This is a genomic window from Pseudonocardia endophytica (assembly GCF_004339565.1).
In the GTDB taxonomy this organism is placed as follows: domain Bacteria; phylum Actinomycetota; class Actinomycetes; order Mycobacteriales; family Pseudonocardiaceae; genus Pseudonocardia; species Pseudonocardia endophytica.
Genome location: NZ_SMFZ01000002.1, coordinates 2,618,839 through 2,642,940 on the forward strand (window position 1 = coordinate 2,618,839; position 24,102 = coordinate 2,642,940).

General features: G+C 74.4%; 14 protein-coding genes. 5 read left to right on the plus strand and 9 right to left on the minus strand.

Features of this window, described 5'->3' with window-relative positions; all coding sequences use genetic code 11:
• Positions 1-7: 7 nt before the first annotated feature.
• From EV378_RS31080 to EV378_RS31110, 7 genes are all read right to left on the minus strand, one after another.
• Positions 8-526: a hypothetical protein gene (locus EV378_RS31080; protein ID WP_132431007.1), complete on the minus strand. Its 519-nt coding sequence runs from the start codon at positions 524-526 to the stop codon at positions 8-10.
• A 1-nt stretch (position 527) separates the two neighbouring features.
• Positions 528-845: a hypothetical protein gene (locus EV378_RS31085; RefSeq protein ID WP_132431009.1), complete on the minus strand. Its 318-nt coding sequence runs from the start codon at positions 843-845 to the stop codon at positions 528-530.
• Positions 845-2,584 carry a hypothetical protein gene (locus EV378_RS31090; RefSeq protein ID WP_132431011.1) on the minus strand — a complete coding sequence of 580 codons (1,740 nt, stop codon included), beginning with the start codon at positions 2,582-2,584 and terminating at the stop codon, positions 845-847. The genes EV378_RS31085 and EV378_RS31090 overlap by 1 nt, the downstream gene beginning before the upstream one ends.
• Positions 2,585-2,587: 3 nt before the next feature.
• Positions 2,588-3,043, minus strand: a complete 456-nt coding sequence (locus EV378_RS31095) for a hypothetical protein (RefSeq protein ID WP_132431013.1) — start codon at positions 3,041-3,043, stop codon at positions 2,588-2,590.
• Between the two features lie 43 nt (positions 3,044-3,086).
• Complete coding sequence (locus EV378_RS31100; protein WP_132431015.1) at positions 3,087-3,620, minus strand: hypothetical protein; 534 nt, start codon at positions 3,618-3,620, stop codon at positions 3,087-3,089.
• A gap of 768 nt (positions 3,621-4,388) precedes the next feature.
• Positions 4,389-5,216 carry a PIG-L deacetylase family protein gene (locus EV378_RS31105; protein WP_132431017.1) on the minus strand — a complete coding sequence of 276 codons (828 nt, stop codon included), beginning with the start codon at positions 5,214-5,216 and terminating at the stop codon, positions 4,389-4,391.
• A 46-nt stretch (positions 5,217-5,262) separates the two neighbouring features.
• A complete protein-coding gene (locus tag EV378_RS31110) occupies positions 5,263-5,490 on the minus strand; it encodes a biotin/lipoyl-binding carrier protein (RefSeq protein WP_132431019.1) in 228 nt (75 codons plus the stop codon).
• Positions 5,491-5,787: 297 nt separating this feature from the next.
• On the opposite strand from EV378_RS31110, the gene EV378_RS31115 reads away from it, so the two are divergent.
• Both EV378_RS31115 and EV378_RS31120 read left to right on the plus strand, forming a co-directional pair.
• Entirely contained in the window at positions 5,788-7,200 is a 1,413-nt protein-coding gene (locus tag EV378_RS31115; RefSeq protein WP_243653848.1) for an acyl-CoA carboxylase subunit beta, read from the plus strand.
• 90 nt (positions 7,201-7,290) lie between these two features.
• Complete coding sequence (locus EV378_RS31120) at positions 7,291-10,446, plus strand: AfsR/SARP family transcriptional regulator (RefSeq protein WP_132431023.1); 3,156 nt, start codon at positions 7,291-7,293, stop codon at positions 10,444-10,446.
• A 40-nt stretch (positions 10,447-10,486) separates the two neighbouring features.
• Here the strand turns inward: EV378_RS31120 and EV378_RS31125 are convergent, their stop codons facing one another.
• Complete coding sequence (locus tag EV378_RS31125; protein WP_132431025.1) at positions 10,487-11,845, minus strand: condensation domain-containing protein; 1,359 nt, start codon at positions 11,843-11,845, stop codon at positions 10,487-10,489.
• Positions 11,846-12,021: 176 nt separating this feature from the next.
• Here EV378_RS31125 and EV378_RS31130 point away from each other — a divergent pair, with 176 nt between their 5' ends.
• Genes EV378_RS31130 through EV378_RS31140 form a run of 3 tightly spaced genes read left to right on the plus strand, consistent with a single transcriptional unit; the run spans position 12,022 to position 23,826 of the window.
• Positions 12,022-16,785, plus strand: coding sequence for a type I polyketide synthase (locus tag EV378_RS31130; RefSeq protein ID WP_132431027.1), 4,764 nt, complete (start codon positions 12,022-12,024; stop codon positions 16,783-16,785).
• A complete protein-coding gene (locus tag EV378_RS31135; protein ID WP_132431029.1) occupies positions 16,778-22,669 on the plus strand; it encodes a type I polyketide synthase in 5,892 nt (1,963 codons plus the stop codon). The genes EV378_RS31130 and EV378_RS31135 overlap by 8 nt, the downstream gene beginning before the upstream one ends.
• Positions 22,666-23,826 carry an acyl-CoA dehydrogenase family protein gene (locus EV378_RS31140; protein ID WP_132431031.1) on the plus strand — a complete coding sequence of 387 codons (1,161 nt, stop codon included), beginning with the start codon at positions 22,666-22,668 and terminating at the stop codon, positions 23,824-23,826. The genes EV378_RS31135 and EV378_RS31140 overlap by 4 nt, the downstream gene beginning before the upstream one ends.
• A 57-nt stretch (positions 23,827-23,883) precedes the next feature.
• Here EV378_RS31140 and EV378_RS31145 read toward each other — a convergent pair whose 3' ends face one another.
• The gene (locus EV378_RS31145; RefSeq protein ID WP_132431033.1) at positions 23,884-24,099 is read right to left on the minus strand and encodes a DUF5988 family protein; all 216 of its coding nucleotides are present in this window, start codon (positions 24,097-24,099) and stop codon (positions 23,884-23,886) included.
• Positions 24,100-24,102: the final 3 nt, after the last annotated feature.

Sequence of the window (24,102 nt, forward strand, 5' to 3'; positions counted from 1 at the left end):
CTCCTGTCTACAGGATGACCCGTCGTCCGACGGGTGGGGGCGGAGCGCCTGGCGACGCCATGGGTGGTGCGGGCGGAGGGACGGCCGTCAGCCGGTTCTCCCGCACCGTCGCGATCAGCCGGTCGGCGCCTGGCCTGCGCCGCACGGCCTGTTCGAGGCTGTCCTGCGCCTGACCGGTCAGGTCCCGCAGCGCCGTCGACAGGGCCGTGCGGACCTCCTCGGGAAGCCGGGGATCGGCGGCGAGCGCCGTCAGTGGCCGGAGCCTGCCGCGTGCGGCGACGAGGATCGCGGCGAGCTCGGTCGGGGTGCCGAGCGGGCCGACGTCGAGGTGCCGTCGCAGCGTGTCGGTCCACCGGTCGGCCCTGGCCCGGAACGCGGCCGCGAGCCGGTCCAGGAGCCTGCCGACCATGTGCGGTCCGAGCTGCTCGTCGACGACCGTCAGGTGACGGGACGGGAGATCCTCGCCGCGGGCGAACGCGTCGAGCCAGCTCACCCACTCCGCGTAGGGGCCGTGCGCGGTCCGCACCTCACCGCCCCCGGTGGCGCTGGACGAACTCGGTGGGCGGCAGCAGGTCCCACGACGGGAACCGCATGCCGAGCGGCCGCCCGGACGAGTCCTCGTCCGGTGAGCGGGTCTCGTGCCGTGGGGCAGCGGCCGGTGCCTGCACCGGGATCCGGAGCGTCGGCGGCGAGGACTCCTCGGCGGGCTCGGCGGGCTCGGCCGGCAGTGACGCCCACCCGCCGCCCCAGCCGTCGTCGGCGGGCCGGTCCGGCGCCGGGCGTGGTGACGGACGGTGGTGGAGAACGGGCTCTCCCGCGGGAGGCGGCGGCACGGGCTGCGACATCAGGCGACTCCCTCGCGTGCGTGGTCGTGGTGGCCGGTGACGAACGCGTCCCGGCTCAGCGCGGACATGTAGGTGCGGAACCCGTGGGCCCGTGCGATCTCCTGCTCCCAGGCCGACCGCCAGTCCACGACCTCGGCGATCGCGCCCCTGACCTGCGCGCAGGCCTGGTCGCGTCGCCGGTCGCCGAGCACCCGGATGTGGTCCTTGCGGGGCTGCAGCCGGTAGTAGCCGTAGCCGGCCCACACACCGAGGGCGAGCATGACGATCACGAAGAACACGGCGCCGCCCGCACCGGCGTTCGCGGCGGTGACCACCGCCAGGATCGCCGCGAGCACGGCCCCGGCGATCGCGAACGGCCCGGCGTCGAACCGGACCGCGGCGATCTGCGCCTCGGTCTCGGCGTCGATGTGCCGTGACAGGGAGGCGACCAGGTCCTGTTCGGACGCTCGCTCGTCGATCCGGCCGGTCCAGCCCTCGGTGGCCAGATCGACCCCGGCCGGCATCGCCTGCAGGTTGGCCGCCTCCAGCTGCCCGTCCGCCTCGATGATCCAGTCCTTGGCGAGCGCGACGGCCAGGCGCTGGGTGCCGTCGGAGGCCCCGACCTGGTCCGGGTAGAAGCCGGCGTTGGTGATCAACGTCAGGAAGTCGACCGTCCCGTCGTGGACCGGTGCGGCTGCGGCAACGGTGGCCGCGGCGGCCTTCTTGTCGCCGTCGTGCGCGATGATCGCGTCCAGCTCGGCGTGTCGGCGGCGCAGCGGCGCCTCCTCCTCGTCGTAGGACGTGACGAGCGTGTCCAGGATGTCGTCGACCCGGCGCTCCAGGTTCGGGTCCCGGTGCAGCGGCCGGTCGAAGATCCCGCGGAAGTGGGCTTCCGCGCGGCCGTGCACGGTGGCCCCGGCGTAGAGGTCGGCCAGCAGCGGCCACGTCGGGCTGATCGCCGGCAGCACCGTGTACCCGGTCGGTGCGGGTGCTCGCAGGCCGTCGACGAGCTGCCGCCACCGCGTGACCTGGGCGGCGACGATCGCCGGGTCGGCTCCGAGTCGCTCGTACCACTCGTGCAGGTGGCTCATCACCATCGGCTTCGCGTCGGCTCCGAGCGCGCCGGTGGCGGACGCGTCGAGCACGACCGTGAACTCCTGGGACAGCAGGGCCGGGTCCTGCCGGGCCATGTACTGCCGCAGCCAGCGCGCGGTGGCCGCGTCGCGCCGGTGACGGCGGAGCACGAGCGCGAAGAACAGCGCCGTCTTGTCGTTGTCCCGGCTCAGCGCCTCGCCGAGCGCGCGCTCGGCGAGCAGCTGGTCGTCGCGGATCCAGGCGGCGAGCGCGACGAGCGCCGGTGCCAGCCAGTACCGAGGCGTGGTGATCATCAGTTCCTCGGCGGTGCCCTGCATCGTCTCCTGGGTGACGATGCCCGAGTCCATGCCCTGCAACGTGCCGGTGGCCAGGCGCCGGACCTCGGCGAAGTGCCCGTACTTGCCGTCGAGCTCCTGTACGACGGCGATCACCTGCGACTGCGCGAGCTGCAGGTTGTTCGCCAGCTCGTCGCGGAGCAGGAACTCGTCGAACAGGCGCCGGAGGTCGTTGAGCTCGGCGCGGGTGACGTCCTGGTTGTCCGAGACCTGCTCGACGGTCTGGTGGAGGGCCAGCTGGAGCCGCTGCAGCTGGTCGAGGTCACGGCTGAGGCCGTTGATGTTGCCGGAGAGTCTGTTGATGGCGTGGGCGACACCAGGATCAGACATGTCTCAGTCCTCCATCGAGACGACGGAACCGTCGGCGCGCACGCACACCAGCCGGTCGGGGTAGACCTCGATCACGAGGTAGTGCTCGGTGCGGGCCAGCGAGCGGGCCGACTCCAGCCGGCCGGGGAGTGCCTGGCCCCGCACGTAGTGCTCGATGATCTGGCCGTCGATCGTCAGCGTGTGCGCCTCGTAGGGCGGGCCGAGGTAGCAGTGCCCGACGAAGCCGAGTGGCACCGACGCCCACTGGTCGGCGAACTCGCGGGCGATCGCGTCGGCGACCTCCGCGAGATCCAGCGGGCCGAGCGTCGCCGACACGTCCAGCCGCCCGATCGCGGTCAGGTAGCGGGCGGAGCGCGGTGTGGTGAGAACCCGTCCACCGGTGTGGGTGGACGGTCGGGTGTTCCGCAGCGCGTCCGGTGTCACCAGCCGCCCCTCGGAACGGACGATCGGTCGGGGCATCAGGACTCGCCTTCGGTGGGGAGGAACGGGGGAACGGATCCGGTCACGACAGACCGTCGACGACCAGGACGACCACGCAGGTCAGGACGATGAGCGCCGCGGTCGCGTCCGCGATCCGCGCGGCGACGACCGTCGGTGCCGGACGGGCACCGATCACGGCGCCGTCCTCGAGCCGGACGGCTTCGCGGACCCGGACGGTGCCGTCGTGACCGGCTCGGCCGTACACCTCGACGACGTCCCCGCGCCGCGGTGGGTCTCCGACCGGCTCGCCGTCGAGGTGGCATGTGTGCCGGGCCCCGGACGTCTCGGTCAGCTCGACCGTGCGGCGTCGCCACGCGTACGCCCCGACGGGGCCGTCGCCACCCGAGACGCGGAGCGCGATCGAGGCGACGCGGGCGACGACCAGCACGCCGCCGAGAGCCAGCAGCAGGACGACGGTCTGCGACGCGGGCCCTCCGACCACGGCGACCCCGAGCACGCCGAGGACCGCCGCGACCGTGATGACCACGGCCGCCATGCGATGCCGGACGGCGACGTGACGGGACTCCTCGATCCGGCCGGTGACGGTCCCGGTCACCAGGGGGCCGGCCGTCCGGGGAGACCGACGACGTGGGCGCCGTGCCGATGGCGGGCGGACGGGTGCGGTGCTGGCCGTCGCGACGGTCGCGGGCGATGCAGGGACGGCTGGGCCGAGGATCACCGCACGGCCGACGGGTGCCGCAGCGGGACGGGGGAGGGCCGCACCGCACCGCGGGCAGTCGAGATCGGTCGACGAGCCAGGGGCATGACACCGGGAGCACTGTGCGGTCATGTCATCCCTCGCCTCGACCTCCGCGTTCCTCCTCCCGGGTCGGCAGATGGGAGCAGGGTGTTACCACCGTCCACAGATTTGACGACGGGGTATCGCGCAGGCGCGGCCACGAGGTCGCCGGCAACACCGGTGACCGACTCGGGACTGGGTGCCCGCACCGCTCGTCAATGTTGGCGATGTCCTCTCTCATGGAGAGGGCCACGCTTCGTGACGAGGTTCCGAGGAGCGATCCCCGTCCAGAGGTTGCCATGTCGACTGCATCCTTGAACAACGCTGAGACAGTGGCCGATGATGACGAGCCGACGAGGAGCGGCGTCTATCTTCTCGACAGGCGGGACCTGCCCCTGAGGCGGCGACACGGTTATCGGATCAAGGGCCACTACGCGAAGGCGCAGGACCCGAGCGTCGACGACGCGATCCCCCGCACCGGCAGATCGGGCCGAGCCCTGCCGTGCGGTGCGGCCGCGATACCGAGAGCGTCGTGACGGTCGTGCGCGGCGCCGGGGTCTCAGACGCCGCGGCCGTAGCGCACGATCACGCGGCCAGGGCGTCCGAACCGGGTTCGACCACGAATGCCTCGTCCGCCCACCACCGGCGGAACGTCCGCAGCCCGACGCCGTCGACAAGCCTCTGGGCCTGGCTGTCCTGTGCGCGCAGGGCGGCCACCTTGCGGTCCAGCCGCTCGCCACGGAGGCGGAGGTGGACGTCCGGTCGCACGTGCGCCGCCGGGCTGTTCATGAAGATCCCGAACGAGTCGTTGATCTCGGCGAACCGGCTGGTGAACCGCGGTGGCAGCACGGCCTGCAGCAGGGTGGAGCCCGGTCGTGCGTCGCGGCGGGCCCGCCGGGTCCAGGCGCCGACGGCCCGGTGGTCGAGGTGGCCTGTCACGCCGTCGGACCCGAACGTCACGATGGTGTCCGGCCGCGTCTCGTCGATGATGGCGCTGACGGCGTCGACGGCCGCGCCCTCCGGCACGTTCGGGCAGTCGCCGTCGGTGTAGCCGAGCCAGCGGTGCTCGGTCACCCCGAGCACGGCGAGTGAGGCCGCGAGCTCGCGCGCCCGGTGCGCACCGAGCCGGTCGGGGGGCCACGCCGCCGGATCGTCGGTACCCAGCTCGCCGCGGGTGGCGGTGACCACGACGACGCGGTCGCCGCGATCCCGCGCGTCCAGGATCAGGCCGGAGGACAGGAACGCCTCGTCGTCCGGGTGCGCCCACACACCCAGCAGGGTGCGGGGCGGTGCGACCTCCGCACGGGTACGGCGATCGAGGGAGACCGCACCGGTGCGGCGGTCACGCGGCCGTCCGTCGGCCGTGGCGGCGGTCCCGCCGCGGCGGACGAGCGTGGAGAGCTCGATGGTCATGCCGGAGTCCTTCCGGTCCAGGGCCAGGGCCGCGCCGGCCGGAATGTCAGGCGGCGGCCGGCGCGACGACCGCGACGAGGTCGCCGCTGGTGACGACGTCGCCCTCGGCGACGGCGACACGGACGACGACACCGCTGTCCTCGGCGAGGACCGGGATCTCCATCTTCATCGACTCGAGCAGGACGATCGTGTCGTCGTCGGCGACGCGGCTCCCCTCCGCCGCGGCCACGCTCAGCACTGTCCCCACCATTTCCGCGCGAATCTCGGTGCTCACGACGGTTCCCCCATGGTCGTTCTCTTCCGGACGTATTTCCCGATCGGACGATAGCGCCGCCGGACAGCGAGTCGGCCCCTGTCACGACGAGTCCGTCCGCGACAGCGGTGACCACTTCCGGTCGGACGGAAACGGTCACCGGCGACGCCCTGGATTCGGCGACCGGGCACCGTCATCCTGCGGTCGGACATCACGACAACCGCGTCGGAGGAATCCGGGAATCCGGATCCGAACGATATCGACGCATCGATTCCGACCGTCCGGGTCGGCCGGCACCCCTGCCCGAGGAGATCGATTGTGACTGCCGCAGAACACGCCGGACCGCCCGTCGACACCGCAGCGCCGACGGCTCGCATCGCCCGGCTCCTCGACCGGGGGAGCACGGCGCTCCTCCACGAGCCCGACGACTCCGGCGTCCAGACGGCGCGCGGGCGCGTCGACGGCGTCCCGACGATCGTCTACGCCACCGACCCGGGCCGCATGGGCGGCGCGCTGGGGGCCGCCGGATGCCGCCACCTCGTCGCGGCGATCGACACCGCGGTGGCCGAGGGGAGCCCGGTGATCGGCCTGTGGCACTCCGGAGGTGCCCGGCTGACGGACGGGGCGGCGGGTCTCGACGGCGTCGGGCACCTGTTCGCCGCCCAGGTGCGCGCCTCGGGGCGGGTGCCGCAGATCTCGGTGGTGCTCGGGCCCGCCGCGGGCGGCGCGGCCTACGGGCCAGCCCTGACGGACGTGGTCGTGATGGCCCCGGCGGGCCGGGTCCTGGTCACCGGTCCGGACGTCGTGCACAGCGTCACCGGCGAGCGGATCGACCAGGAGTCGCTGGGCGGCCCCGAGGCGCACGGCCGCCGGTCGGGGGTGGTGCACGTCGTCGCCGACTCCGAGGACGACGCGCTGGTCCGCGCCCGTCGACTGACGGCGCTGCTGACCAGGCCCGGCCTGTTCGACCTGTCGACCGGCCCCGGTCCGGTCGACCCCGGCTCGCTGCTGCCGGAGCGCCCGCAGCGGGCCTACGACGTCCGGCCGCTGGTGGCGGCCGTCCTCGACGGCGGCGCGACATGGGAGGAGCTGCAGGCCGGGTACGCGCGGAACGTCGTCACCGGGCTCGGCCGCCTCGGCGGCCACACGGTCGGCGTGGTGGCGAACAACCCGTTGCGGCTGGGCGGGTGCCTCGACTCGCCCGCTGCGGAGAAGGCCGCCCGGTTCGTCCGCTTCTGCGACGCGTTCGCGGTACCGCTCGTCGTGCTCGTCGACGTGCCGGGATATCTGCCCGGCGTGACCCAGGAGTGGGAGGGGGTGGTGCGCCGCGGTGCGAAGCTGCTGCACGCGTTCGCCGAGGCGGTCGTGCCGCGGGTGACGGTGGTCCTGCGCAAGTCCTACGGCGGCGCGTACATCGCGATGAACTCCCGCGCGCTCGGCGCGACGAGCGTGCTGGCGTGGCCGGACGCGGAGATCTCCGTGATGGGCCCGGTGGCGGCCGTGCGCGTGCTGAACCGGCGCGAGATCGCGGCCGCCCCCGAACCGGACCGGGAGGCCGTGACCCGGCGTCTCGCGGCGGAGCTGCGGATGCGGACCGGCGGGCTGGAGGAGGCGTGCACGATCGGTGCGGTCGACGAGGTCGTCGAGCCCTCGCAGACCCGGCGGCGGATCGTGCACGCGCTCGCGACGGCACCGGCGCGGCGCGGCCGGCACGCCAACATCCCGCTCTGACGCCCGGCCCGTCGAAGATCGGTTCGGCGGGCCGATCCGGACCAACCGGGTAGACCTCCCCGGCTCGTGCAGGCATGATCTGGGCCGCGGGTGTCCGGGGGGATCACGCCGCTGCTGCTGGGGGGCAGGATGCAGCTGAGCGTTCTGGGCTCGTTGGAGCTCCGGATCCAGGGTGAACGGGTCCGTATCGGTGGCCGTCGCGAGTGCGTGGTGCTGGCCGCGCTCGCCCAGCGTCCGAACCGGGTCGTGCCGGTGGAGACGCTGGTCGACGCGGTGTGGGGGGAGGAACCCCCGACCACCGCGCGCGCCCAGATCCAGAGCTCCGTCCACCGGCTCCGCAAACATCTGGGCGGGACGGGCCAGGCGATCGAGACACAACCGTCCGGGTACCGGCTCCACATCGCCGACGGGGTGCTGGACAGCGAGCGGTTCGCCGGTCTTGTCGGCGACGTCGGACCGCTGACCGAGGCGGGCGACATCGAGGGCGCCGTCGCGGTGCTGGACGAGGCGCTGGCGCTCTGGACCGGACCGGCGTTCCACGGCGTGGACAGCGACCTGGTCCGGCAGGGGGCCGTCGCGCTGCAGGACGACCGGCTGGCGGCCGTCGAGGAGCGCGTACGGCTGCTGCTGGAGCTGGGCAGGCACGAGTCGGTCGTGGGTGAGCTGCGGACGCTCTGCGCGGAGAACCCGCTGCGCGAACGGCTGCGCGGGCTCCTGATGCTCGCCCTCTACCGCTCCGGCCGCCAGGTCGAGTCGCTCGAGGTCTACCGCGAGGCGCGCCGGACGCTGCTCACGGAGGCGGGCGTCGAACCGGGAACCGAGCTGCAGGAGCTGGAACACGCGATCCTGAACCGGCACGCCGAGCTCGACCCGCCCACCACGCCGCAGGCCGGCCCGGCCGACGGCGGCCCGGCGCGACCGGGCAGCCCCCGCCAGCTGCCCATGTGTGCGGCCGACTTCGTCGGCAGGCAGGACCGGGTCGCCGAGATCCTCGAGGTGCTGGACGCCGCGGAGCACGACGATGCGTCGCGGTTCGCCGTGCCGGTGATCGCGATCTCCGGGGCGGGCGGGGTCGGCAAGTCCGCACTGGCCCTGCGCGTCGCGCACGAGATCGCCGACAGGTACCCGGACGGCCACCTGTACGCCGACCTGCACGGCGACCCGCGGATGGAGAACACCCACGCCCAGCTGGCGCGCTTCCTCCACGCGCTCGGGTACGGCGAGTCGACCATCCCGGAGGACCCGCAGGAGCGCGCCGCCACGTTCCGCACCCGGCTCGCCGGACAGCGCCAGCTGCTGGTCCTCGACAACGCGTCCACCGAGGACCAGGTGATGCCGCTGCTCCCGGGCAACCCGCTCTGCGCGGTCATCGTGACCAGCCGGATGCGCCTGTGCGGGTTGCCCGGAGCGCACTGGATCGACCTGGACCTCTTCGACGACGCCACGTCGACCGAGATGCTCGCGGAGATCGTCGTCGACGGGCGGACCGTCGACGAACCCGGTCCCACCGCGGATCTCGTGCGCTACTGCGGCCGGCTCCCGCTCGCGCTGCGCATCGCCGGTACCCGCCTGGCGTCCCGGCCGCACTGGAAGGTCGCCGAGCTGACCCGCAGGCTGGCCGACGAGGCCCGGCGGCTCGACGAGTTCAGCTACCGCGGCATGGACCTGCGTCCCAGCATGGCGCTGACCTACGGCACCCTGCCGGAGCAGGCCAAGCGGCTGTTCCGGCTGTTGGCCGTCCCCGAGGTGCCGGAGTTCTCGGTGTGGACGGCGGCCTCGCTGCTGGACACCGGCGTCGACGAGGCGGAGCACCTGCTGGAGACGTTGGTCGACGCCCGGATGGTGGAGTACCGCCAGCACGAGGGCAGCCAGATCCGGTACGGCTTCCACGAGCTCGTCCGCTTCTACGCCAGGGAGCTCTCCGAGCAGGTCGAGTCCGACGGCGAGCGCCGCGCGGCACTGCATCGCATGCTCGGCGCGTGGATGACGATCGCCCAGCAGGCGCACCGCCACGAGTACGGCGGTGACCATCTGGTCCTGCACGGCACGGCGCCCCGCTGGACCGTCCCGCCGCACCTCGTCTCCGAGGAGCTCTCCGCGATGCCGGCCGGCAGGCTCGAGACCGAGCCGGAGACGATCACAGCCGTGATCCGGCAGGCAGCGGCGCTGGAGATGGACGAGCTCTGCTGGGACCTCGTGCTCACGTCCGTGAACCTGTTCGCGGTGCGGGGGCTGCTCGACGAGTGGCTGGAGACGGTCGACATGACCCACCGGCTGTGCGAGCGGACCGACAACCGCACCGGCCGCGCGGCGATGCTCTACGCGATGGGCACGCTGCGGGCGATGCAGCAGAAGGGGCTGGGAGACGCCCCCCGCTACTACTCGGGCGCCCTCGACCTGTTCCGGGCCGACGGGAACGAGCACGGACAGGCGCTGGTGCTCACCGGGTGGGCGGCGGTCGACCGGATCCGCGGCGACGTCCCGGCGATGCTCGAGCGGTACGGGGACGCGCTCGTCAGGATGCGGCAGGTCGGTGACCCGGCAGGCGAGGCGCGTGTCCTGTCCGGGCTGGCCGCGCACCACGTCGGCGAGCGGGATCACGAGACCGCCGAGACCCTGCTCACCGACGCGTTGCGCCTCAGCCGGGAGGCGGGCCACCTCCGCGGCGAGATCGACGTGATCACCGGGTTCGTGACGCTGTACCTGGCGACCGGCCGGATCTCCGCTGCCCGGACGGCGATCCACCGGGTGCTGCGGGAGGTGCGGGCGGTCGGGGACCGGATCGGCGAGGCGCGGGCCCTCTACGGACTGGCCGCCGTCCGCCACAAGGAGGGCAGGCTGGACAGCGCCGAGACGACGGCGGCCGGTGCCCTGGTCATGGCGGAGGAGGCCGGTGATCCCCTGGTGGTCGGCGAGACCCGGCACCTGCTCGGCGAGATCGGGATGATCCGGGGCGAGGAGTCGGCGGCCGAGGGGCACCTCGTCGCGGCGACGGCACTGTTCCGGGATCTCGAGGGGCACCTGCTGCAGGCCAGGTCACTGGCGTTGCTGGCGGAGGTCCGCGACAGCCTGGGGGAGATCGACCAGGCCGCGGAGGCCGCCGCTCGGGCGAACGCCCTCCTGTCGGACATCGACTCCCGGGAGGCCGTCGACCTGAGGGCGTCGCTTCCCGAGGCGTACCGGGAGGACGGGGCGCTGCCGGCGCAGTCGGACCCCGCGGTCCCGGACGCCGGTACCCCGGCCTGACGACCGGGCCACTGCCGTCGGGCCCGGTCCCGGTCGCTCGTCAGACGACCGATACCGGCGACGGGAACAGCGCGTCCGGCACGTCGTCCACCGCCTCCCACAGGTCGTCGACCCGGCTCGGGAGACCGGTGGCGGCCCGTGCGGTGCCCGCGGCGACGGTACGGAGGATCCCGGCCAGCCCGTCGGCGTCCACGACGTCGGGATCGGTGCGCAGCCGGATCTCGGTCGTCCCCCGCAGCAGGTTCACGCGGACGTCGATCGGCTGACCGCAGGCGCGCGGGGCCGGCGTCCACGTCACCTCGGCGGGCTCGTCGTGCCCGGCGGGCGGCTCGTCGTCGAGCTGGACGTAGTTGAACCAGAACGGGAACTGGTGGTTGAACCAGCAGTCGTGGTCGCCCTGCGCGCCGCGTTCGGCCGCCTGCCGGGCCACCCGGTCGATGTCGTAGCAGGAGTGCCGGTAGGCCTTCGTCACCGTCCAGTGCACCGCCGTGAGGTGGTCACCGAGCGAGCCCGCGCCGTCGACCTCGACGACGACGGGCATGAGCTGGTTGAACGTGCCGAGCGCCTGCCGGTAGGACGGCGGGAACCGGTTGGAGGACATCACGCCGACCGGGATCCGGTGCGCTCCGGTGTGCCGGGCCAGCGCCGCCGTGAGCATCGCCAGCAGCGCCGCGGGCACGGTCGTCCGATGGCGCTGTGCGGCCTCGGCCGCGAGTGACCCGAGCAGGCCGGACCGCAACGTCGCCTGGATCCGCTCCTTGGTGGTGTCGTACGGCAGTGTCGGCAGCCGCAGCAGGCCCGGCAGCCCGTCCACTCCCGCCCAGTGCTCGGCCCAGTAGCGCTCGGCCGCCTCCTGCCTGCGGGCGAACGCCGGGTCGTGCTGGGCGGCCCCGACCTCGCGCTGGCTCGGCGTGCCGGGGTCCGGTGCGTCCGGGTCCTCGACGAGCCTGCCGAACTGGCGCACGACCTCCAGGGAGGTCCACACGTCGCTGATCAGGTGCGAGAACGAGAACACCAGCAGCATCGGCTCCCCGTCCGTGCTGACCAGCAGCGCCCGCCAGAGCAGGCCCCCGGTCATCGGGATCGCGACGGCGAGGAAGTCCTCGGTCAGCTCGCCGACCTCGGCGGGGCCGATCCGGCGGTCGATCCGCTCGACCGGGATCTCGACGTCGTCGTGGATCCGCTGCACCGGGGCGCCGGACTCGGTGTGGTACGTCGTGCGCAGGATCTCGTGCCACGCCACGAGCCGGGACAGCGCGTGCTCGACCCGGTCCGTGGGGATGCCCCGCAGATCCAGCGTCGCCGGCACGTTCGCCTCTTTCATGCAGCTGGGCGGATACGTCTCGATCTCGCGCCAGCTGTAGAGCTGACCGTGACTCAGGGCCGCTTCCACAGACACCGTGGCTCCTCCTGAAGAGATTCTCCCGACGAAGCCATCGTCGGTATTCCGCGCGCAGTCCGACAAGGAATGCGCGACGGCACCTTTCTGCGTCCCGTTGCTGTCACCGCTCCTTACTTGTCGGGCCGCGAATGCGCTGCCGACGATGAGATTCCTCAGCGGGGGAAAGGATCGCGATGGAGACCGAGAACAGGCTGCGCGACTACCTCAAGCGGGCCACCGTGGAGCTCACGGAGGCCCGCAGGCGCCTGGCCGAACTGGAGCAGACGGGGACCGAGCCGGTCGCCGTCGTCGGGCTTTCCTGCCGGTACCCGGGTGGCGCGGACACCCCGGACGAGCTGTGGCGCCTGCTGCGCGACGGCCGGGACGCCGCCGTGGAGGTGCCGGAGTCCCGCTGGAACTTCGAGGACTTCCTGCCTCCCGAGGGCCCCGCCGCGCAGTCGATCTACAGCAAGCGCGGTGCGCTGCTCGACGACATCGCGGGCTGGGACGCGGGCTTCTTCGGCTGCTCGCCGCAGGAGGCGCTGCGGATGGACCCGCAGCAGCGCCTGCTGATGGAGCTGGCCTGGGAGGGCATGGAGGACGCCGGGCTCGACCCCGGCGGCCTCGCGGGCAGCCGCACCGGTGTGCTGGTCGGGCTGATGGACTCGACCCAGTACGGGCGCATGCAGCTGTCGAGCCTCGGTGCCGACGTGGGCGCCGACCCGTACTTCGCGCAGGGCACCTCGTCCAGCGTGGCGGCCGGGCGGCTCGCCTACCACTACGACCTGCGCGGACCGACGCTCACCGTGGACTCGGCGTGCTCGTCGTCGCTGGTCGCGGTACACCTCGCGATCGAGGCGCTGCGGCGCGGCGAGTGCGACACCGCGCTGGCCGCCGGCGTCGCGCTGACCATGCACCCGGACATGTTCGTGCAGGGCTGCGTCACGTCGATGTTCGCGCCGGACGGCCGGTGCAAGACGTTCGACGCGGCCGCCGACGGCTACCTGGTCGGTGAGGGCGCGGGCCTCGTCGTGCTGACCCGGCTGTCCACCGCGTTGGAGAAGGGCTACCGCGTCCGCGCCGTGCTGCGCGGCTCCGCGGTCAACCAGGACGGCCGCAGCAACGGCCTCACCGCGCCGAACCGCACGGCCCAGGTCGAGGTGATCCGCCGCGCACTCGACGACGCGGGCGTCGCACCGGGCGAGGTCGACTACATCGAGGCGCACGGCTCCGGCACCGGCCTCGGTGACGCCATCGAGCTGTCCGCGCTGCACGACGTGTTCGGCGGGACCGGCCGGGCCGGGCACCCGCTGCGGGTCGGCGCCGTCAAGACGAACCTCGGGCACACGATGTCCGCTGCGGGCGTCGCCGGGTTGATCAAGACCGTGCTGGTGCTGGAGAACCGGGTCGTGCCGCCGAACGTGCACCAGAGCGAGCCGTCGGACGCCGTCCCGTCGGACGGCACGGTCCGCCCGGTCACCGGCGAGTGGTCCCTCCCGGACGACCGTGAGGTGCGGGCCGGGGTCTCCTCGTTCGGATGGTCCGGGACGAACGCGCACGTCGTCGTCGAGACGGCGCCGGAGGCATCGGGGCAGCATCACGAGTCCGGTGTGGACGCCGGCGACGGGCCCGCGCAGGTGCTGCCGGTCTCCGCGCGGTCCCCGGAAGCACTGCGCGACCAGCTCACCCGCCTCGGGAACCATCTGGCGGACGGCGGTCCGGCGCTCGTCGACGTCGCCCGCACGCTGCAGGACGGCCGCGCCCGGCACGCCGAGCGGCGTGCCGTCGTCGCCGCGGACGCCGCCGGTGCGGCCGCCGCGCTCGCCGCCGCGGCGTCCGGTCCGGAGGGCACCGCCCCGGCCGGAGCCACACGGGTCGCGTTCCTGCTGCCCGGCACCGGCGACCAGTACGCGGGCATGGGCCGCGCGCTCTACGACACCGAGCCGGTCTACGCCGCGGCTGTCGACGAGTGCGTCCGGATCGCCCACGAGCGCTGCGGGATCGACCTGCGGCCGTCGCTGTTCTCCGAGCCGGCCGCAGGGGCCGGTGACCTGGCCGCGCTGCTCGGCCGCGGCCCCGGCGCGGACGGGGCGGGCGAGGACCCGCTGCGGCACGCGGAGACGGCGCACCCGTTCCTGTTCACCGTGCAGTACGCGACCGCGGAGCTGCTGCGGCACTGGGGGATCGAGCCGGACGTCCTGGTCGGGTACAGCCTCGGCGAGTACGTCGCGGCGTGCCTGTCCGGTGTGTTCACGCTCGAGGACGCGATGCACCTGGTGGTGGAGCGCGCCCGGCTGATCGAGGCCGCGCCGCCGGGGCTGATGCTCGCGGTCGCCGCGGACGAGGCCACGGTGCGCGCGCACGTCGGCGCGGACGCGGGGGTGGACCTCGCGGCGTTCAACGGCCCCTACATGACGGTGCTGTCCGGCGAGGCCGGCGAGGTGCACGCGGCCATGGCGCAGCTGCAGGACGGCGACGTCGCCTGCCAGCTGCTGCGCACCGAGCACGCGTTCCACTCGTCGCTGCTGGAGCCGGCGCGGGACAAGCTCGGCGAGCTGCTCGCCGAGGTCGGGCGCACGGCGCCGCGGATCCCGATCGTCTCCAACAGCACCGGTCGGCTGCTGCGCGACGACCAGGCCGTCGGCAGCGACTACTGGACCGCGCACATGGTCAACCCGATCCGGTTCGCCGACAGCGTGCGGACCTGCCTGGACGAGGGTGTGACGGTGTTCCTCGAGCTCGGCCCCGGGCAGCTGCTCGGCGGCCTGGTCCGGCAGAACCTGACCCCGTCCACCGGCGCGCGTACCCTGGGCACGCTTCCACCACTGTGGACGTCCGGTGAGCGGCCCGACGTCCGCGGCGAGCTGCTCGGCAGCTGCGCCCGGCTCTGGGAGTCCGGTGTGGACGTCGAGTGGTCACGCACCCGGCACGGCGCGGGCCGGATCGTCAGCCTGCCCACCTACGCGTTCCAGCGGTCCCGCTACTGGCCGGAGGTCGGCCGGAGGGCCGCCGCGCGACCCGCCGCGCCCGTCGCCGACGAGCCGAGGGAGGTGGGCTACCGGTCCACCTGGAACCGGGACGTCACCGAGCCGCCCGCCGGGACCGCGCTGCCGGGCACGCTCGTCGTGTTCTCCGACGCGGACGGCATCGGCTCGGCGCTCGCCGCACGGGCCGCCGCGGACGGCACCCGGGTGGTCGAGGTCGTCGCGGGCGACCGGCGGGAGGACGACGGCGCGCGGATGGTCGTCGACCCGGCCGTGCCGGAGCACATGACCGACGTGGCCACCGCCGTGGCGGGCGCGGCCGGTGACGGGCCGGTGCACCTGGTCCACCTGTGGAGCCTGCTCGACGAGGGGAGCGGTGACCTGTCCCACCGGCTGCGCTGCGGCTACCACAGTCTGATGCACGCGGTACAGACGTTCGGCGAGCAGCCGGACGTCCGGCTGCTCACGGTCAGCCGGGGCGCGGCGACGATCATCGGAGGGGACGCGCCCGCACCGCACCGGGCCGCCGTGCACGGCCTCGGCCGCTCGGTGCGCCACGAGTACCCCGGCCTGACCTGGTCGGGCGTCGACCTGGACCCGGACGGCACCGACGCGTCGGCCGCCGCCGCGGCACTGGCGGACGAGCTGCGCCGGGACCGGACGGACCCGCGCGGCGTCCTCGCGGGCGTGCGTCGCGGCCGTCGCTGGACCGAGGACTGGACCGAGCTGCCCGCGCCGGACACCTCGGCGGACGAGGTCGCGTCGCCCTGGCGCGCGGACGGGGTCTACCTGATCACCGGCGGCACCCGCGGGCTGGGCATGGGCCTGGCACGGCACCTGGTCCGGGCCGGCGTGCGGAAGCTGACCCTCGTCGGCCGGACCTCGCTCGCGGACGGCGAGCCGGGAAGCGCCGCGGCGGCGAGCGCCGCCGACGTCGCGGACCTGGAGTCCGCGGGCGCCGAGGTGCTGACGCTCACCGCGGACACCGGCGACCCGGAGGTGCTGCGCGCCGCGTTGCGCACCTGCCGTGAGCACTTCGGGGCGCTCGACGGGATCGTGCACGCGGCCGGGGCGCCCGCGAGCGGCGTGCTGGCCCGGCAGACGGCCGCGTCGAGCACCGCGGTGCTGGCGCCCAAGGTGGCCGCGATGGAGCCGCTGGCGGAGCTCGTCGGCCCGGACAGCCCGCCGGAGCTCCGCCCGGAGCTGCTGGTGCTCTACTCCTCGGCGATCGTCGCGTTCGGCGGCATCGGGGAGAGCGACTACTGCGCCGCGAACACCGCGCTGGCGGCCTACGCCGACGCGCTGGCCGACACCGCACCGTCGACGACGGTGCTGAGCGTGTCCTGGGCGCACTGGCAGCACGACGCCTGGCAGCGCACGGCCGCCGAGCAGGGCAGCGAGCTGGCCACCCGCGCCGACGAGTACCGGGCGCGGTACGGCTTCACCGAGGAGGGCGGCTGCGCGTTCCTCGACCACCTGATCCGGACCGGCGCGGGCAGCACGGCGGCGTTCCGCCAGCCGCTGGCCGAGATCGCCCGCGAGTGGACGGCCGTGCTCGACCTCGACTCGCTGGTCGACGCCGCGGCGACCGAGGCCGCCGAGCGGTTCCCGCGCCCGCAGCTGCGCACCGGGTTCGTCCCCGCGCGCACCGCGACCGAGATCCTGGTCGCCGAGGTGTGGCAGTCCTACCTCGGCATCGACGAGGTCGGCGTGCACGACCCGTTCTTCGACCTCGGCGGCAACTCGCTCGTCGGCATGGCCGTCGTGCGGGCCGTCGCGAAGCAGCTCGACACGACCATCGCGCCCGCCGTGCTGTTCGAGCACCCCACCGTGGCCGCGTTCGCCGCGGCGGTGGGCGACGCCGGACCCGACCGGCAGGACGAGACCCGACAGCGGCTCGCGGACAGCTCGGCCAGGGGCCGGCGCCGTCTGCGTGCCCGCACGACCAATCGGAGAGGGGACCGACGTGGCTGACCAGCCGATCTTCGACGCGGACGTCGAGGACGACGAGGAGGCCGTCGGCATCGCCGTCGTCGGCATGGCGGGGCGGTTCCCCGGAGCGCCCGGCGTCACGGACCTGTGGCGGACGATCTGCGCCGGCGAGTCGGGCATCACCCGGTTCACCGAGGAGGAGCTGCGCGCCGCGGGCGTGCCGCAGGAGCTGATCGACGACCCGGACTACGTGCGGGCGGGCGCCGTCGTCGACGGCGTCGAGGACTTCGACGCCGACTTCTTCGGCATCGGCTCCACCGAGGCGCAGATCATCGATCCCCAGCACCGCCTGTTCCTGGAGCATTGCTGGGAGGCGCTGGAGGACGCGGGCTGCGACCCGTCGCGCTTCGACGGCACGATCGGCGTGTTCGCCGGCTGCGCGATCAGCTCCTACATGACCAACAACCTCGCCGACAGCGAGGCGATGGCCCGGCTCGGGGAGCTGACCGTCGGCCTGGGCAACGACAAGGACTCGCTGACCACCCGGGCCGCGCACACGCTGGGACTGGGCGGGCCGAGCTACACGATCCAGAGCTACTGCTCGACGTCGCTGGTCGCCGTGTGCGCGGCCGCCAGCAGCCTCGCGGCGTGCGAGGGCGACCTGATCCTCGCCGGCGGCGTCGCGGTCTCGGTACCGCACCGCGTCGGCTACCTCTACCAGCCGGGTGGGATCGCCCCGCCGGACGGCGAGTGCCGGGCGTTCGACGCGGCCGGGCTGGGCGCCCCGCTCGGCAACGGTGTCGGCGTCGTGGCGCTGCGCAGGCTGTCCGACGCGCTGGAGAACGGCGACCGGATCTACGCGGTGATCCGCGGCTGGGCCACGAACAACGACGCGGGCCGCAAGGTCGGGTTCACCGCGCCCGGCGTGCAGGGACAGGCTGCCGTGATCGAGGAGGCGCTGGGCAGCTCCGGGCTGACCGCGGCCGACATCGACTACGTCGAGGCGCACGGCACCGGCACGGCGCTCGGCGACGCGGTCGAGCTGTCGGCACTGCAGCAGGTGTTCGACGGCGAGTCGGTCCGGATCGGGTCCGTCAAGACGAACGTCGGGCACCTGGACCGGGCGGCGGGCGTGACGAACCTGATCAAGGCGTCGCTCGCGCTGCACCACGACGAGATCCCGCCGACCCGCAACCTCGGGACGCCGAACGAGCAGCTGAGCGCCGGTGGAGCGGACATCGAGGTCGTGACCAGCCGCACGCCGTGGCCGGCCAGGCCGGACCGGCTGCGCCGGGCGGGGGTCAGCTCGTTCGGCATCGGCGGCACCAACGCCCACGTCGTCGTCGAGGAGGCGCCGCGGCCCCCGCACGCGGGCGGGCCGGACCGCGCCGAGCTGATGGTGTGGTCGGCGCGCAGCGCCGCCGCGGCGGACGCGATGACGTCCCGGCTGGCCGAGCACGTGTCAGGGGACGTGCCCGCCGGGGACGTCGCCTACACGCTGCAGACCGGTCGCCGGGTGTTCGAGCACCGGCGGATGCTGGTCGTCCCGCCAGGACAGGACGCCGCGGACGTGCTGCGCGCCCGCGGCCCGGTGTCCGGCGAGGACAGCCGCACCGACCGCGAGGTCGCGTTCCTGGTCGCCGGTACCGGCGACCACCGCCCCGGGATGGCCGCGGACCTGTACCGCGCCGAGCCGGTGTTCGCCGGGGTGCTCGACGACTGCCGGGCCGAGCTCGTCGGTCTGGTCGACGGCGGCGAGACGATGCTGCGCGACCCGCTGGGCTGGACGCTGCACGCCGACCGGGAACCCGCACCGGAGCTCCTCGACGCGGGCGTGTTCACCGTGCACTACGCCATGGGCAGGCTGCTGGGGTCCTGGGGGATCCGGCCGTCGCTGATGGCGGGCGACGGCGTCGGCGAGTACGTCGCGGCCTGCCTGTCCGGCGTGCTGACGCCCGCGGACGCGCTCGCGCTGCTCGTCCACCGCGCCGAGCTCGTCGGGCGCACGCCCGCCGGGGCGACGGCGTCGGTCCCGCTGCCCGCGGCCGAGCTGCTCCGGCGGATCGACGCGGCGGGTATCGATGGCGTCGACACGGCGGCCGTGCACGGTCCCGAGCTGACCGTGATCGCCGGGCCGCCGGACGCGGTCCGTGCGGTGGGTCTGGCGCTCGGGGCGGACGCGATCCCGTGCCGCCCGGTGCCGGGGGAGCACGCGCTGCACTCCCGGATGCTGGAGCCGGTCGCCGACGAGCTGACCGAGCGCGTCGCGCGCACGATCACGCCGCGCCCGCCGGAGATCCCGTACCTGTCCGCCGTGACCGGGGAGCCGGTGACCGAGTCCCAGGTGCTCGACCCCGCCTACTGGGCGCAGCAGATGTGCGCGCCGGTGCAGCTGGACACGATGCTCGGCGAGCTGCTCCGCGACCCGGAGCGCGCGCTGCTGGAGATCGGCCCCGGCCGCACCGTGACCGGGTCCGTGCGCGGCAGGCCGGACTGCCCGCCGTCGCGCTGGCCGACGGTCGTGTCCGCGCTGCCCGACGAGGACGACCCGCGCGCCGACGTGCTGCTCACCGAGACGCTCGGCAGGCTGTGGCTGGCCGGCGTGCCGGTCGACTGGGACGGCTACCAGGCCGGACGGCCGGTCGCGAAGACCGGGCTGCCGACCTACCCGTTCCAGCGCCGTCGCTACTGGATCGAGCCGACCCCCCGGCGCCGCTGTTCCGAGGCCGCCGCCCGGACCCGGCGGGCCGCGCTGCTCGAACCACTGTGGACCGAGGACGGGGGCACCGGCCCCGGCGGCGGCACGGGCACCGTCCCGCCGCGCTGCGTGCTGCTGGCCGACCGCTCCGGCGCCGCCGAGGCGCTGGCCGGGACCCTGCGGGACGCCGGCGCCGACGTCACCGTGGCGTCCGACGTCGACGGCGGAGCCGACGGCACCGCCGTCGTCGTGGACCTGCGCCTGCTCGACGACCTCGCATCCGGCGAGGAGACCGACGGCACCGGTGCCGACGCCGTCGCGGCCGTTGCCGCCCGGCTCGACGCCGTGGCGAACGGTGGGCCGGCACGCGTCGTGCTGGTCACGCGCAACGGCCAGGCCGTGCGCGACGGCGAGCGTCCCTCGCCCGGACACGCCGCGGCCGCGGCGCTCTGCGTCGTCGCGAACCAGGAGTACGCGGACCTGTCGTGCCGCGCCGTCGACGTCGGTCCGGACGACGACGCGGCCGCCGCAGTGCACGCCGAGCTGTGCCGGGACACCGACGACGTGCTCGTCGCCCACCGTGAGGGGAAGCGGTTCGTGCCGGAGTACCGGCCGACGACACCCGGGACGGACGCGCAGGCTGCCGTCCGTCCCGGTGGCACCTACCTCGTCACCGGCGGGCTCGGCGGCGTCGGCCTCACCGTCGCCCGCCACCTGGCGGAGGCGGGCGCCGGCACGCTCGTACTGACGAGCCGGACCGGCCTGCCGGACGACCCGGCACACCTGCGCGCGACGGCCGTGCGTGAGCTGCGCACGCTGGGCGCCAGGGTGCTGACGCCCGCGGTGGACGTGACCGACGAGGACGCGATGCGCTCGATGCTGGCCGGGACGGTCGGCGACGGGAAGCTGGACGGCGTCGTGCACGCCGCCGCGGCCACCGGACTGGACACGTTCCGCGCCCTGTCCGACACCGATGCGGCCGTGGTGGCCGACCACTTCGCGGCCAAGGTCGGCGGAGCGCTGGTCCTGCGGCGCCTGCTCGACGAGCGGCCCCTGGAGGCGGCTCCCGGGTTCTGCGCCCTGTTCTCCTCGACGTCGGCACTCCTCGGCGGGATCACGTTCGGCAGCTACGCCGCGGCCAACGCCGCGCTGTCCGCCGTCGGACACGAGATGGCCGCCCGCCACCGCGCGGGCGCGACGCCCACCCGCTGGGTCACCGGCTGCTGGGACCCGTGGGGGAGCACGGTGGCGGACCTGGACGGCCCGGACGGCGCGACCACGATGGGGGCCGAGCTGGCCCGCCTGGCGATGACCGAGCCGGAGGCGCTCGCCGCGTTCGACGGGCTCGTGTCTGGTGTGGACGGATGCCGGGTGGTGACCGTGGCCGGTCTGGACGACCGCATGCCACGCGCCGGAGCCCCGGCGCAGGCCCCCGCCACGACCGGTGACCGGTTCCCGCGCCCGGACCTCGCGGCGCCGTACGTCGCGCCGTCCACCGGCACCGAACGCACCGTGGCCGAGCTGTGGTCGGCGGTGCTGGGGGTCGAGCCGGTCGGTGCCGACGACGCGTTCTTCGACCTGGGCGGGAACTCGCTGCTCAGCGTGCAGATGACCGGCCTGGTCCGGAAGCGCCTCGGCGGGTCCGTGCCGCCGGTGGCGCTGCTCGAGGCACCGACCGCCCGCGCGTTCGCCGCCCTGCTCGACGAGCAGGGCGTGGCGGTCCCGCAGGAGCGGGCACCGGCCGCCGTACCGGAGCCGCGGCCGGATCGGGAGTCCGGCGGGCCGGGCGCGTCCGGGGTGGACGCCTACCTGCCCAGCTGGCGCCCGCGGACGGTGCCGCTCGGCGACCTGGACGCGCGGCTGCGGGCCGCGGGGCCGTGGATGCTGCTGGTCGACGACGAGCGCGGGGAGGACCTGGTCGAGCGGCTGGCCGTGGCCGGTGCCGAGGCCGTCGTCGTGCGGCCGGGGGACACGCTGTCCGCCGAGGCGCACGGCGACTTCACGCTCCCGGTCGGCGAGCCCGGCCGGTACGCCGAGCTCCTGCGCGCGCAGGTGGTCGCGCCGCGCACCGTCGTGGCCGGGTTCAGCCTGGCCGACGGCGGTAACGAAGCGGCGCACGCCGACCTGGACGGCCGGTTCGCGGCCGCCCAGGAGCGGGGCCTGCGCTCCGTGCTCGACCTGGTGGACGCGTTCGCGGCCGAGCACCGGCGCGGCGCACCCGCGGTGGAGCTGGTCGTGCTGACCTCGGGCGCGCTCGGCGTGCTCGGACCGGACGCCGAGCACCCCGAGCACGGAGCGCTCGCCGGCCTCCCGTCCACGCCCGCCGCCGACGACCCGTTCCTGACCTGCCGGCACGTCGACGTGGACGCGGAGCCGGACGTCGAGCAGACGCTCGCGGCCGTGGTCGGGGGCCACGACGGGACCAGCGTGGTCCGGTCCGGCGGTACGTGGCTGCGGCACTACGAGCCGCTGCCCGCCCCACCGGACGGCCCGCTGCCGCTCGTCGGTGCCCGGGACACGGTGCTGGTCACCGACGGGCTCGGCGGGACCGGGCGGCCGATCGCCCGGCACCTGGCGCGGGCCTACGGGTGCCGGCTGGTGCTGACCGGAGGGGAGACCCTGCCCCCGCGGGAGCAGTGGGACCGTCTCGACGACGACGACCCGGCGGCCGCGACCGTCGCCGACGTCCGCGAGCTGGAGGACGCGGGCGCGACCGTGCGCGTACTGGCCGCGGACCCGGCCGACGAGTCGCAGCTCGGCGCCGCCGTCGACGCGGCCGCCGCCGAGTTCGGCGGGATCGACGTCGTGGTGCACGCGGCCGAGCCGGTACCGGCTGAGCCCGCCGCGTCCTGCCGGGCCGCGGTGCACGACTTCCGGGTGCTCGACTCCGTGCTCACCGACCACGCCGTCGGCCGCAGGGTCGTCGTGCTCACGCAGCCCGACGACGGCGGCCGCCGCAGCCACGCCGCGACGAACGCCGCGCTCGGCGCCCAGGTCGCCGCCGCGCGGCTGGGCAGGCGGGGGCACTGGACCACCGTCGAGCCCGCACCGTGGCTGCCCGCCACCGCACGGCAGGAACCGGCCGCGATGGTCGAGCGGGCACTGGCCACCGAGCACGTCGCGACGGTCGTGGTGGCCACCACCCCGCCCGTGACCCGGCACCCGGCCGCGCGGCCGGTCGAGCGACCGATGACCGAGACCACGTCGTCCGCAGGAGGCGCGCGATGAGCGACACCGACCACACCCGCACCGTCCAGCGTTTCGTCCGCAGGGAGGTGCTCGGCCGGGAGCCCGAACTGGACTCGCTGGCCGAGGCCCCGCTCCCGCTGTACGCGGAGTTCGGGCGGACCGGGCTGGCGAACTGGTGGCTGCCGGAGGAGTTCGGCGGCCTCGGGGTGGACGTCGAGCGGGGCGCCCGCATGGTGTCCGCGCTCGCCTACGGCGACGCGGGCGTCGCGTTCACCCTGTTCATCTCCGTGCTGGCCACCACCATGGTGGACCTCTACGGCAGCGACGAGCTGCGCAAGCAGTGCTTCGACGGGCTGGCCGAGGAGGGCGGCTTCTGCGCCACGCTGGGCAGCGAGCACGCCGCGGGCAGCGAGCTCGCGAACATCGGCACGACCGTGCGCCGCGACGGCGAGGAGCTCGTGCTCGACGGCGCCAAGGCGTTCTCCACGAACACCGACTTCGCCCGGTTCGTCGTCGTGATCGCCCGGTCGGCCGACGACCCGGACGACTACCGGGCCGTCGTCGTGCCCCGGGAGACGCCGGGCCTGACCGTCGAACGTCGCTGGGACGTGATGGGCGTGCGAGCGTCCGCGACCTACGAGGTGACGCTGTCCGACTGCCGGGTGCCCGCCGGGAACGCGCTGCGCGGCCACGGGCTGCGCCTGCTGGAGATCGGGCTGAACGTCAGCCGGATCTTCATCGCCGCCACCGCCGTCGGGATCGCCCGCCGCGTCCGGGACCTCTGCATGGACTACGCGGCGTCCAAGTCGGTCGGCGGCGCGCCACTGAGCACGAACGCCGTCTTCGCGAGCCGGCTCGGTCAGTTCGAGATGCAGATCGAGGTGATGGCCAACCAGTGCGGTGCCGCGGCACGGGACGTCGACGCGATCCGGGAGCGTCCGGACGCGGCCGAGGAACTGTTGCGGAAGGGAACGCTGAAGTCCGCGATCGTCGCGAAGATGTTCTGCGGGCAGACCGGATGGCAGATCGCGTCGACGGCCTCCGAGATGTTCGGCGGAATCGGGTACACCGCCGATTCCGCTATCGGAAAGCTGCTGCGCGACGTCCGCTACGTCTCGATCATCGAGGGCGGCGACGACGTCCTGCGTGACATGGTGTTCCAGCGGAACGTGGTGCCCGTCTCGAAGCGTTCCTGACCCGCCTCACGACGAAGGGGCCGGTGGCGTCCGCCACCGGCCCTGTCGTCCTGCGTGCTACTCGGCGATCGTCGTGCGGGTCACCCACCGGTACACGACCGGCCCCTGAGCTGCGTCGTCGTGCCGCTCGAAGTGCTCGTAGCCCCCGCGGTGCGGGATCTTCAACCGGTCCGGGCCGGTCGGCAGCGCCGCCACGAGCGCGTCCGCGAGCGTGGCGCCCGCCGGCCCGCCCTCGAGCACGACATCGGTTCCGCTGTCGATGGTCCTCTCCATGAT